Source organism: Xanthomonas sp. JAI131 (assembly GCF_013410075.1).
GTDB classification, from domain to species: Bacteria; Pseudomonadota; Gammaproteobacteria; order Xanthomonadales; family Xanthomonadaceae; genus Xanthomonas_A; species Xanthomonas_A bonasiae.
In genome coordinates, this window is the sequence record NZ_JACCCN010000001.1 from 1324901 (window position 1) to 1337564 (window position 12664).

Sequence of the window (12664 nt, forward strand, 5' to 3'; positions counted from 1 at the left end):
CGCCGCCGTCACGCCGTCATAACTTCGTGCAGCGGAGCGTCGCCGATGCCGGGACTTGTCGCGATCGGCGCGCCGATGTCAAGGCTGTTCCAATTCTAAACTGGACGGTATAGTCCACATTCAATGACCGCCTCCCCTGCCCCGTCCCGCCTGCCTCAGGCGCGCGATCAGCGCGTGTACGCCGCCGTGCGCGAACTGTTGGCCCAGGCCGGCATGCGTCTGAGCATGGACGCGGTGGCCGCCCGCGCCGGCTGCTCCAAGCAGACCCTGTACAGCCGCTACCGCAGCAAGCAGGACCTGCTGCAGCGGGTGATGCAGGACCATACCGAACTGAGCGCCACGCACCTGGGTCCGGCGCAGGGCGAACTGCGCGGCAGCCTGCTGCGCTTCGCCCGCGAGTACCTGGAGCAGCTGTCCGAGCCGAGCGTGCTGCAGAGCTGCCAGCTGATCGCGGCCGAATCGCGGCATTTCCCCGAGCAGGTCCGCGCGCTGTTCCGCGACAGCGCCGAGGCGCTGATGCAGCGCCTGAGCGAGCGCCTGCAACTGGCGGTGGCCGCCGGCCAGCTGCGCCATGACGATCCGCACTTCATGGCCGAACTGCTGTTGAGCATGATCGTCGGGATGGATTTCGAGCGCCAACGCTTCCATACCGCCCATCGCAGCGACGCCGCCGCGCAGCGCGCCTGGGCCGAATTCGCCGTCGACGGTTTCCTGCGCGCGTTCGCCGCGCCACCTGCCCCTTCCCTTTCGTTTTCGACACCAGACCGGAGTACCACCCGATGACCTCCCCGTTGCGTTCTCTCGCCCTGGCCTGCGCCGTCGTGGTGGTGTTGGCGTCCTGCAAGAAACAAGAAGAACAGCAGGCCATGCCGCCGCCGGAAGTGGGCGTGCTGGAAGCCAAGCCGCAGACGCTGCCGTTGCAGCGCGACATGGTCGGGCGCCTGTCCGCCTACCGCAGCGCCGACGTGCGCGCCCGCGTGGCCGGGGTGCTGGAAAAGCGCCTGTACACCGAAGGCACCGACGTGAAGGAAGGCCAGCCGCTGTTCCAGATCGATCCGGCGCCGCTGCGCGCCTCGCTGGCGTCGGCGCAGGGCCAGCTGGCCGCGGCCGAGGCCACCTACGCCAACGCCAAGGTCGCCGCCACCCGCGCGCGCAGCCTGGCGCCGCAGGCCTACGTGTCCAAGTCCGATCTGGACACCGCCGAGGCAACCGAACGCACCTCGGCCGCGTCGGTGCAGCAGGCGCGCGCCGCGGTGGACACCGCACGCATCAACCTGGGCTACGCCACCGTCACCGCGCCGATCGCCGGCCGCGCCGGCAAGCAGCAGGTCACCGAAGGCGCGCTGGTCGGCCAGGGCGACACCACCCTGCTGACCACAATCGACCAGCTCGACCCGCTGTACGTGAACTTCTCGATGAGTTCGGACGAACTGGCGCAGCTGCGCCAGGCGCAGACCCAGGGCAACGTGGCGCTGAACGACGAGGGCAAGTCGACCGTGCAGGTCAAGCTCGGCGACGGCAGCGTCTATGCCCAGTCCGGCACGCTGGACTTCTCCGATACCGCGGTCGATCCGAGCACCGGCTCGGTGACCCTGCGCGCCCTGCTGCCCAATCCGGACCGGGTGCTGCTGCCCGGCGCATTCGTCAGCTTCGCCGCCAACCTGGGCCAGCGCAACAACGCCTACCTGATCCCGCAGGAAGCGATCCAGCGCGACGCCAAGGGCGCCTATGCGCTGGTGGTCGGCAAGGACGGCAAGGTGCTGCGCAAGGACGTGGTCACGGTCGGCCAGCAGGAAGGCAAGTGGATCGTCGGCTCCGGCCTGGCCGCCGGCGACCAGGTCATCGTCTCCGGCCTGCAGAAGGCCAAGGAAGGCGCGCCGGCCAAGGCCACGCCGTGGACCCCGGGCGCTCCGGGCGGCGCCGCGCCGCAGGGCCAGGCGCCCGCTGGCGCCGCGCCGCAGGACAAGGCCGCCGGCCAACCGCAGGGCGCAGCGAGCGGCGACACGCCGGCCGCCGCGGCCGATTCCAAGCCCGAGCAGCAGTAACGGACCCCCGCCATGCCTAAGTTCTTCATCGAACACCCGGTCTTCGCCTGGGTGGTGGCGATCCTGATCTCGCTCAGCGGCGTGATCGCCATCCTCAACCTCGGCGTCGAATCCTATCCCTCGATCGCGCCGCCGCAGGTCACCGTCACCGCGACCTACCCCGGCGCCAGCGCCGACACCACCGAGCGCTCGGTCACCCAGGTGATCGAGCAGCAGCTGACCGGCATCGATCACCTGCTGTACTTCAGCTCCTCGTCCTCCTCCAGTGGCACCGCCACCGTCACCCTGACCTTCGAGACCGGCACCAATGCCGACATCGCCCAGGTGCAGGTGCAGAACAAGGTGTCGCTGGCGACGCCGCGCCTGCCCTCGGAAGTGACCGCGCAGGGTGTGGTGGTGGCCAAGGCCAACGCCGGCTTCCTCAGCGTGATCGCGCTGCGCTCGGAAAACCCGTCGATCGACCGCAGCGCGCTCAACGACATCGTCGGCTCGCGCGTGCTGGAGCAGATCTCGCGCGTGCCCGGCGTCGGCAGCACCCAGCAGTTCGGCGCCGAATACGCGATGGACATCTGGCTGAACCCGGAAAAGCTGCAGGGCTATCACCTGTCGCCGAGCCAGGTGTACAACGCGATCAGCGCGCAGAACGTGCAGTTCGCCGCCGGCTCGATCGGCTCCGATCCGGCCCCGTCCGGGCAGTCGTTCACCGCCACGGTCACCGCCGAAGGCCGCTTCAGCTCGCCCGAGCAGTTCGAGAACATCATCCTGCGCGCGGACAGCAACGGCAGCGTGGTGCGGCTGAAGGACGTGGCGCGGGTCGCGTTCGGCCCGACCAGCTTCGGCTTCGACACCCAGTACAACGGCAAGCCGACCGGCGCGTTCGCGATCCAGCTGCTGCCCGGCGCCAATGCGCTGAGCGTGTCCGAGGCGGTCAAGGCCAAGATGGACGAGCTGCAGCCGAGCTTCCCGCAGGGCGTGAGCTGGTTCACCCCGTACGAAAGCACCACCTTCGTGCGGATCTCGATCGAGGAAGTGGTCAAGACCCTGGCCGAGGCGATCGTGCTGGTGTTCCTGGTGATGCTGGTGTTCCTGCAGAACTTCCGCGCCACCATCATCCCCACCCTGGTGATCCCGGTGGCGCTGCTGGGCACCTTCCTGGGCATGTGGGTGATCGGCTTCACCATCAACCAGCTGACCCTGTTCGCGATGGTGCTGGCGATCGGCATCGTGGTCGACGACGCGATCGTGGTGATCGAGAACGTCGAACGCATCATGTCCGAAGAGCACCTGGCGCCGAAGGCGGCCACGCAGAAGGCGATGACCCAGATCACCGGCGCGGTGGTGGCGATCACCGTGGTGCTGGCGGCGGTGTTCATCCCCTCGGCGATGCAGCCCGGCGCGGCCGGCGCGATCTACAAGCAGTTCGCGATCACCATCGCCATGGCGATGGGGTTCTCGGCGTTCCTGGCGCTGAGCTTCACCCCGGCGCTGTGCGCGGCGTTCCTGAAGGCCACCCACAACGAGAACCCGAACTGGGTGTACCGCAACTTCAACAAGTACTACGACAAGCTGGCGCACCGCTACGTCGGCGCGGTCGGCGGCACCATCCGCCGCGCGCCGCGCTGGATGGCGGTGTTCGCGTTGCTGGTGGTGCTGTGCGGCTTCCTGTTCACGCGCATGCCCGGCAGCTTCCTGCCCGAGGAAGACCAGGGCTTCGCGCTGGCGATCGTGCAGTTGCCGCCGGGCGCCACGGTCGGCCGCACCAACGAGGTGTTCGCGCAGATGCGCGGCGTGCTGCAGCAGCAGAAGGCCGTGGAAGGCATGCTGCAGGTGGCCGGCTTCAGCTTCCTGGGCCGCGGCGAGAACGTCGGCATGGGCTTCATCCGGCTCAAGCCGTGGGCCGACCGCGACGTCACCGCCACCGACCTGATCCAGCAGTTGAACGGGATGTTCTACGGCATCAAGGGCGCGCAGATCTTCGTGGTCAACCTGCCCACGGTGAACGGGCTGGGCCAGTTCGGCGGCTTCGACATGTGGCTGCAGGACCGCACCGGCGCCGGCGAGGAGGCGCTGACCCAGGCGCGCAACATCCTGCTCGGCAAGGCCGCCGCGCGCCAGGACGCGCTGGCCGGGGTGCGCCCCAACGGCCTGGAGAACGCGCCGCAGCTGCAGCTGAGCGTGGACCGCGTGCAGGCGCAGTCGATGGGGCTGTCGGTCAGCGACATCTACCAGTCGATCCAGATGATGCTGGCGCCGGTGTACGTCAACGACTTCTTCTACGAAGGCCGCATCAAGCGCGTCAACATGCAGGCCGACGCACCGTTCCGCACCGGTCCGGAATCGCTGCGCAACTTCTACGTGCCCAGCAGCAGCGCCACCGACAGCGACGGCCTGCCGCAGATGATCCCGCTGAGCACGGTGGTGAAGTCGAACTGGATCTACAGCTCGCCGTCGCTGAGCCGCTACAACGGCTATTCGGCGGTCAACGTGGTCGGCAACCCGGCCCCGGGCGGCAGTTCCGGCCAGGCGATGAGCGCGATGGAGGAGATCGTCAACAACGATCTGCCGCCGGGCTTCGGCTTCGACTGGAGCGGCATGTCGTACCAGGAGATCATCGCCGGCAACAGCGCCACGCTGCTGCTGGTGCTGTCGATCGTGGTGGTGTTCCTGTGCCTGGCGGCGCTGTACGAGAGCTGGTCGATCCCGGTCTCGGTACTGCTGGTGGTGCCGATCGGCGTGCTCGGCGCGATCACCTTCTCGCTGCTGCGCGGCCTGCCGAACGACATCTACTTCAAGATCGGCATGATCACGGTGATCGGCCTGGCGGCGAAGAACGCGATCCTGATCGTGGAGTTCGCGGTGGAGCAGCGCGCGGCGGGCAAGACCCTGCGCGAAGCGGCCACCGAGGCGGCGCACCTGCGCTTCCGTCCGATCCTGATGACCTCGTTCGCGTTCATCCTCGGCGTGCTGCCGATGGCGATCTCCACCGGCGCCGGCGCCAACGCGCGCCACTCGATCGGCACCGGCGTGATCGGCGGCATGGTGTTCGCCACCTTGCTCGGCGTGCTGTTCATCCCGCTGTTCTTCGTGGTGGTGCGGCGCATGCTCGGCGACAAGCTGGACGAGCCGTCGAAGGAGTACGTGGCGATCCAGCAGGAAGGGCAGAACCGGAACCAGCCGGATCGGTGAGGGGCCGGGATTGGGGATTGGGGAGTCGGGATTCGTCAGGAATCCCGGGTCCTTGAGAACCCCAGATTGCTGATGCGAACAAAAAAAGCGGCCTTATCGGCCGCTTTTTTTTTGCCGGTTCCGGCACTGCCTGCCGCAGCGCCGGTCCGATTCCCCATTCCCGACTCCCTATTCCCAGCTCAACGCAATCCGGTCTCGTTGCGGGCGATCACCAAGCGCTGGATTTCAGAGGTGCCTTCGTAGATCTCGGTGATCTTGGCGTCGCGGAAATAGCGCTCCAGCGGCATTTCCTTCGAGTAGCCCATGCCGCCATGGATCTGCACCGCCTGGTGGGTGATCCACATCGCCGCTTCGGACGCGGTCAGCTTGGCCACCGAGGCCTCGGTGGTGAAGCGCTGGCCCTGCCCCTTCGCCCATGCCGCGCGCAGCGTCAGCAGCAGCGACGCGTCGAGCTTGCACTTCATGTCGGCGATCTTGGCCTGGGTCATCTGGAACGCGCCGATCGGCGAGCCGAACGCCTTGCGCTCCTTCACGTAGTCCAGGGTGGCCTGGTAGGCGGCGCGGGCGATGCCGATCGCCTGCGAGGCGATGCCGATGCGGCCGGCGTCGAGCACGCTCATCGCGATCTTGAAACCCTCGCCCGGCGCACCCAGAACCTCGTCCGGGCTCGCCACGTAGTCCTGGAACTCGATCTCGCAGGTGGCCGAGGCGCGGATGCCGAGCTTGGGCTCGGTCTTGCCACGATGGAAGCCGGGCTTGTCGGTGTCGATCACGAACGCGGTGATGCCGCGCGAGCCCTGCTCCGGGTCGGTGACCGCGAACAGCACGATGTACTTGGCGACCGGGCCGGAGGTGATCCAGCTCTTCTTGCCGTTGATCACGAAGCTGCCGTCGTCCTGGCGCACCGCCCGGCAACGCATCGCGGTGGCGTCGGAGCCGGACTGCGGCTCGGTCAGCGCGAACGCGCCGATGTGGCTGCCGTCGGCGATCGCGCGCACGTACTTCTGCTTCTGCGCCTCGTTGCCGTTCTTGAGGATGCCGGCGCAGAACAGCGAGTTGTTGACCGACACGATGGTGGAATGGGCGGCGTCGCCGGCGGCGATCTCGACCATCGCCAGCACGTAGGCGATCGGGTCCATGCCGGCACCGCCGTATTCCTCCGGCACCTCGATGCCCATCAGGCCGTTCTCGCCGAGCAGGCGGATGTTCTCCAGCGGGAACTCGCCGGTGCGGTCGTGATGCTCGGCGCTCGGGGCGATCCGTTCCTGGGCGATGCGTCGCGCCACGTCCTGGATCATCAATTGCTCTTCAGTAAAGCTGAAATCCACGTAGAACCCCTCCCGGGCTGTCTGGTGCGCCATTGTAGCCACCCAGACCATACGCAGGCGTGTGCACGACTTGACCCGATGCGTCCGCGGGACCAGAATATCTCTATATCGCGATAGGAAGATATTATGGATCTGGAGGACTGGTCGACCCGGCTGAAGGTGTTCGCCGATGCGACCCGGGTGCGCCTGCTGGCCTTGCTGGAGCAGGAAGAGCTGACCGTGGCCGAGCTGTCGGCGATCACCCGGCTGGCGCAACCGCGCGTGTCCACCCACCTGGCCAAGCTGAAGGAGGCCGGGCTGGTGCGCGACCGCCGCGCCGGCGTGTCGGCCTACTACCGCTTCGACGAGGCGCAGCTGGACCCGGCGCAGCGCGCGCTGTGGCTGGCGCTGAGCACCGGCAGCGACGATCCGCTGCTGCGCCAGGACGCCGAGCGCGTGGCCGCGGTGCTGGCCAACCGCGCCGCCGACCAGAACTGGGCCGACTCGGTGGCCGGCGACATGGAGCGCCACTACTCGCCCGGGCGCACCTGGGAAGCGCTGGCGCGCACCGCGTTGCCGCTGCTGGAAACCGGCGACGTGCTCGACATCGCCTCCGGCGACGGCGTGCTGGCCGAACTGGTGGCCCCGCATGCGCGCCGCTACGTGTGCATCGACACCAGCGCGCGGGTGGTGGCCGCGGCCAGCGAACGCCTGCGCCGGCTCGGCAACGTGGAAGTGCGCGAAGGCGACATGCACGCGCTGCCGTTCGCCGACGCCAGCTTCGACCTGGTGGTGATGATGCACGCGCTGACCTACGCGGCCAAGCCGGCGCAGGCGGTAGCCGAATCGGCGCGGGTGCTGCGCCCCGGCGGGCGCCTGCTGCTGTGCAGCCTCGCCCGCCACGAACACAAGGCCGCGGTGCAGGCCTACGGCCACGTCAACCTGGGCTTCGCCTCCAAGGAACTGCGCAAGTTCGTCGACAAGGCCGGGCTGGACGTGTCCAGCCTGGAAACCGTGACCCGCGAGAAGCGGCCGCCGCATTTCGAGGTGATTTCGTTGATTGCGGTGAAGCCGGGATTCGGGAATGGGGATTCGGGAATCGTCAAAGCAAAGGCAGGAGCAGGCGCGTGAGCATCTCTGACGTTTCTTCCCAGTCCCAGGTCCCCTGGCTGCATCCGCAGCGCACGCAGAAGCTGCTGCAGGCGCTGTCCGAACGCATCCTGATCATCGACGGTGCGATGGGCACCATGATCCAGCGCCACGACCTGCAGGAGGCCGACTACCGCGGCGAGCGTTTCGCCGCCGGCTATGACGGCGCGCACGTGCATGGACCCGGCTGCGACCACGCGCCGCAGGGCCACGACCTGAAAGGCAACAACGACCTGTTGCTGCTGTCGCGGCCGGAAGTGATCGCCGGCATCCATCGCGCCTACCTCGACGCCGGCGCCGACCTGCTGGAAACCAACACCTTCAACGCCACCTCGATCAGCCAGGCCGACTACCACCTGGAACATCTGGTCTACGAATTGAACAAGGCCGGCGCGCAGGTCGCGCGCGCGTGCTGCGACGCGGTCGAGGCGCTCACCCCGGACAAGCCGCGCTTCGTCATCGGCGTGCTCGGCCCGACCAGCCGCACCGCCTCGATCAGCCCCGACGTCAACGATCCCGGCTTCCGCAACACCAGCTTCGACGAACTGCGCGGCACCTACCGCGAAGCGGTCGAGGGCCTGATCGACGGCGGCGCCGACACGCTGATGGTGGAAACCATCTTCGACACGCTCAACGCCAAGGCGGCGCTGTACGCGATCGAGGAAGTGTTCGACGCGCGCGGCGGGCGGCTGCCGGTGATGATCTCCGGCACCATCACCGATGCCTCCGGGCGCACCCTGTCCGGGCAGACCGCCGAGGCGTTCTACGCCTCGGTCGCGCACGGCCGGCCGCTGTCGGTGGGATTGAACTGCGCGCTCGGCGCCAGCGACCTGCGCCCGCACGTGGAGACGCTGGCGCGGATCGCCGACGGCTACGTCAGCGCGCATCCCAACGCCGGCCTGCCCAACGCCTTCGGCGAGTACGACGAGACCCCGGAGGAAATGGCGGCGACCCTGAAGGAGTTCGCCGAATCCGGCCTGCTGAACCTGGTCGGCGGCTGCTGCGGCACCACCCCGGCGCATATCCAGGCGATCGCCGAGGCGATGCGCGGGCTGCGTCCGCGCACGCCGCTGGCGGCGCAGGCCCAGGCACAGGCCGCCTGAGATGCGCACGCGCCCGCTATCGCTTCACGCATTCGCAGTGCACGCGCGCCGTCCGGTGTGCGCTGCGCCCGTCGGTCGCGCGCGCGCGGCCACGGCAACGATCCCGAAAGGCTGAGCCCATGTCCGTCCGCATTACCCGCCTGTCCGGCCTGGAGCCGCTGCTGCTGACCCCGGACCTGCTGTTCGTCAACGTCGGCGAGCGCACCAACGTCACCGGCAGCGCGCAGTTCCGCAAGCTGGTCAAGGAAGAACGCTACGAGGAGGCGGTGGAGGTGGCGCGCCAGCAGGTCGCCAGCGGCGCGCAGATCCTCGACGTCAACATGGACGAGGGCCTGATCGATTCGGAGAAGGCGATGACCCGCTTTCTCAACCTGATCATGTCCGAGCCGGACATCGCGCGCATCCCGATCATGGTCGACTCCTCCAAGTGGAGCGTGATCGAGGCCGGGCTGAAGTGCCTGCAGGGCAAGAGCGTGGTCAACTCGATCTCGCTGAAGGAAGGCGAGGCGGTGTTCGTCGAGCACGCGCGCAAGGTGCTGCGCTACGGCGCCGCCGCGGTGGTGATGGCGTTCGACGAGCAGGGCCAGGCCGACACCTGCGCGCGCAAGGTCGAGATCTGCAGCCGTGCCTACCGGATCCTGACCGAGCAGGTCGGCTTCCCGCCGGAAGACATCATCTTCGACCCGAACATCTTCGCCGTGGCCACCGGCATCGAGGAACACGACAACTACGCGGTGGACTTCATCGAGGCCACCCGCATCATCCGCAAGACCCTGCCGCATTGCCACGTGTCCGGCGGCGTGTCCAACGTGTCGTTCTCGTTCCGCGGCAACGAGACCGTGCGCCAGGCGATCCATTCGGTGTTCCTGTACCACGCGATCGCCGCGGGCATGGACATGGGTATCGTCAACGCCGGCGGCATGCCGATCTACGACGACCTCGACCCGGACCTGCGCGAACGGGTGGAGGACGTGATCCTCAACCGCCGCCGCGACGGCACCGAGCGCCTGCTGGAGATCGCCGAGCGCTACAAGGGCAAGAAGGGCCAGAGCAGCGTCGAGGACCTGAGCTGGCGCGAAAAGCCGGTGCGCGCGCGGCTGGCGCACGCGCTGGTGCACGGCGTGGACGCCTACGTGGAACTCGATACCGAGGAAGCGCGGCAACAGTCCACGCGCCCGCTGGACGTGATCGAAGGCCCGCTGATGGACGGCATGAACGTGGTCGGCGACCTGTTCGGCGCCGGCAAGATGTTCCTGCCCCAGGTGGTCAAGTCGGCGCGGGTGATGAAGAAGGCGGTGGCCTACCTGCTGCCGTACATCGAGGCGGAAAAGCTGCGCACCGGCGACACCGGCAAGTCCAACGGCAAGATCATCATGGCCACGGTCAAGGGCGACGTGCACGACATCGGCAAGAACATCGTCGGCGTGGTCCTGGCCTGCAACAATTTCGACGTGATCGACCTGGGGGTGATGGTGCCGACCCAGACCATCCTCGACCGCGCGCGCGCCGAGAACGCCGACATCATCGGCCTGTCCGGGCTGATCACCCCGTCGCTGGAGGAGATGAGCCACGTCGCCCGCGAGATGCAGCGGCAGGGCTTCTCGATGCCGTTGCTGATCGGCGGCGCCACCACCTCGCGTGCGCACACCGCGCTGAAGATCGACCCGCATTACGGCGCGCCGACGGTGTGGGTCAAGGACGCCTCGCGCGCGGTCGGCGTGGCCCAGTCGCTGATCTCCAAGGACCTGCGCGCCGCGTTCGTCGCCGCCAACGACGCCGACTACGCCGAGATCCGCCAGCGTCACAAGAACCGCGGCGACGCCAAGCGCCTGGTGTCGCTGGAAAAGGCACGCGCGCAGCGCTTCGACGGCGGCTGGGACGCCTACACGCCGCCGGTGCCGAAGCAGCCGGGCCTGCACGTGTTCGACGATTATCCGCTGCCCGAGCTGATCGACCTGATCGACTGGACCCCGTTCTTCCAGGCCTGGGAACTGGCCGGCAAGTTCCCCGCGATCCTCAGCGACGCGGTCGTCGGCAGCCAGGCCAGCGAGCTGTACCGCGACGCGCGCGCGATGCTCAAGCGCATCGTCGCCGAGAAGTGGCTGACCGCCAAGGCGGTGTTCGGGCTGTGGCCGGCGAATAGCGTGGGCGACGATGTGGAGGTGATCCTGGAGGATCACCGGGATTCGGGAGTCGGGATTGGAGATTCGCAACAGCCCGCCCAATCCCCAATCCCCAATCCCCAATCCCGGCTTCTCCTGCATTTCCTGCGCCAACAAGTCGACAAGCCGGTCGAACGGCCCGATTTCTGCCTGGCCGATTTCATCGCGCCCAAGGACAGCGGCAAGCAGGACTGGATCGGGGCGTTCGCGGTCACCGCCGGCATCGGCATCGAGCCGCACGTGGCGCGGTTCGAGGCCGCGCACGACGACTACAACGCGATCCTGCTCAAGGCGCTGGCCGATCGCCTGGCCGAGGCCTTGGCCGAGCGCCTGCACCAGCGCGTACGCCGCGAATTCTGGGGCTATGTCGCCGACGAGGCGCTGGACAACGAGGCGCTGATCGCCGAGAAGTACCGCGGCATCCGCCCTGCCCCCGGCTATCCGGCCTGCCCCGAGCACAGCGAGAAGAAGACCCTGTTCGCGCTGCTCGACGCCGAACGCAACGCCGGCATGGCGCTGACCGAAAGTTTCGCGATGCTGCCGACCGCGGCGGTGTCCGGCTATTACTTCAGCCATCCGCAGAGCCAGTATTTCGTGGTCGGGCGTCTGACCAAGGAACAGGTCGCCGACTACGCGCGGCGCAAGGGCGTGCCGCTGCTGCAGGCCGAGCGCTGGCTGGCCTCGAACCTGGACTACGATCCGGAGTGAGCCGTGACGGGCCCGCCGCCGGTCGCCGCCCGCGCGCAGTCGCCGCAACGCACTCCCTGAGCAAAGCCTCCAAGCCATCGGAACTGTCCCCATGAAGGTCGTGGTCACCGGCAGCAGCGGCCGCATCGGCCGCGCGATCCACATCCGCCTGTCGCGGCAGCACCGCGTCGACGGCTTCGACAGCGCGCCCTCCTCCACCGCCGCCTGGGTCGGCGACCTGGCCGACAGCGCGCTGCTGGCGCGTGCGATGCAGGGCGCGGACGCGGTGGTGCACACCGCGGCGCTGCACGCACCGCATGTGCCGCACGTCGGCGCAGCCAGGTTCCGCCAGGTCAACGTCGATGGCACCCGCCGCGTGCTCGATGCGGCGAGCGCGGCCGGCGTCGGCCGCATCGTCTTCACCAGCACCACCGCGCTGTACGGCAGCGCCGCCAGCCCCGTCGACACGGCCGCCTGGGTCGACGAAGAACTGGCGCCGCAGCCGCAGACCATCTATCACCACACCAAGCTGGAGGCCGAAGCGCTGCTGCGCGAGGCGGCCGCCCAAGGCGGGCCGAGCGTGCGCATCCTGCGCATGTCGCGCTGCTTCCCCGAACCGGCCAATCTGATGGCGGTGTTCCGCCTGCACCGCGGCATCGACGCGCGCGACGTCGCCGATGCGCACGCGGCGGCACTGGCCCATGCCGGCCCGGTCGCGGCGACCTTCGTCGTCTCCGGCGCCACGCCGTTCCTGCGCGAGGATTGCCAGGCGCTGCACCTCGACCCGCAGGCGCTGCTGCGGCAGCGCGCGCCGTTGCTGGTCGACGCGTTCCGGCGCCGCGGCTGGCCGCTGCCGACGCGGATCGACCGCGTCTACTCGGCACAGCAGGCGCTGCAGGCGCTGGACTGGCGACCGCGTTACGGCTTCGAAGAGGTGCTGGCGCACTACGACCAGCACGTGCCGGAGGTCCTGCCACCCGGCGACGGCGAGCCCGCACGCGAGTGAGCGCGCGCCGGCATCGGCG

The 12664-nt window shown here is 68.5% G+C and carries 8 protein-coding genes; 7 read left to right on the forward strand and 1 reads right to left on the reverse strand.

All coding sequences use genetic code 11. The annotated features are described in order from the left end of the window. Positions 1–123: 123 nt before the first annotated feature. From HDC36_RS05465 to HDC36_RS05475, 3 genes are read left to right on the forward strand one after another with little or no spacing between them, the layout of a single operon-like run. Complete coding sequence (locus HDC36_RS05465) at positions 124–783, forward strand: TetR/AcrR family transcriptional regulator (protein WP_179565087.1); 660 nt, start codon at positions 124–126, stop codon at positions 781–783. After that, positions 780–2045 (forward strand): efflux RND transporter periplasmic adaptor subunit, encoded by a 1266-nt coding sequence (locus tag HDC36_RS05470; RefSeq protein ID WP_179565089.1) that lies wholly within the window; start codon positions 780–782, stop codon positions 2043–2045. Before HDC36_RS05465 ends, HDC36_RS05470 begins: the two co-directional genes overlap by 4 nt. Positions 2046–2057: 12 nt before the next feature. Then, on the forward strand, positions 2058–5231 hold the full coding sequence (locus HDC36_RS05475) for a multidrug efflux RND transporter permease subunit (protein ID WP_179565091.1): 3174 nt from the start codon (positions 2058–2060) through the stop codon (positions 5229–5231). A gap of 179 nt (positions 5232–5410) precedes the next feature. On the opposite strand, the gene HDC36_RS05480 is transcribed toward HDC36_RS05475, so the two are convergent. Next, entirely contained in the window at positions 5411–6592 is a 1182-nt protein-coding gene (locus HDC36_RS05480; RefSeq protein WP_179565093.1) for an acyl-CoA dehydrogenase family protein, read from the reverse strand. Between the two features lie 93 nt (positions 6593–6685). Here HDC36_RS05480 and HDC36_RS05485 point away from each other — a divergent pair, with 93 nt between their 5' ends. The 4 genes from HDC36_RS05485 (at position 6686) to HDC36_RS05500 (ending at position 12645) form a co-directional block, all read left to right on the forward strand. Further along, entirely contained in the window at positions 6686–7669 is a 984-nt protein-coding gene (locus HDC36_RS05485) for a metalloregulator ArsR/SmtB family transcription factor (RefSeq protein WP_179565095.1), read from the forward strand. Then, entirely contained in the window at positions 7666–8790 is a 1125-nt protein-coding gene (locus HDC36_RS05490) for a homocysteine S-methyltransferase family protein (RefSeq protein ID WP_179565097.1), read from the forward strand. The genes HDC36_RS05485 and HDC36_RS05490 overlap by 4 nt, the downstream gene beginning before the upstream one ends. A 62-nt stretch (positions 8791–8852) precedes the next feature. Next, positions 8853–11660 (forward strand): methionine synthase, encoded by a 2808-nt coding sequence (gene metH, locus HDC36_RS05495; RefSeq protein ID WP_255432626.1) that lies wholly within the window; start codon positions 8853–8855, stop codon positions 11658–11660. Between the two features lie 91 nt (positions 11661–11751). Beyond that, entirely contained in the window at positions 11752–12645 is an 894-nt protein-coding gene (locus HDC36_RS05500; protein WP_179565102.1) for an NAD(P)-dependent oxidoreductase, read from the forward strand. Positions 12646–12664 lie beyond the last annotated feature (19 nt).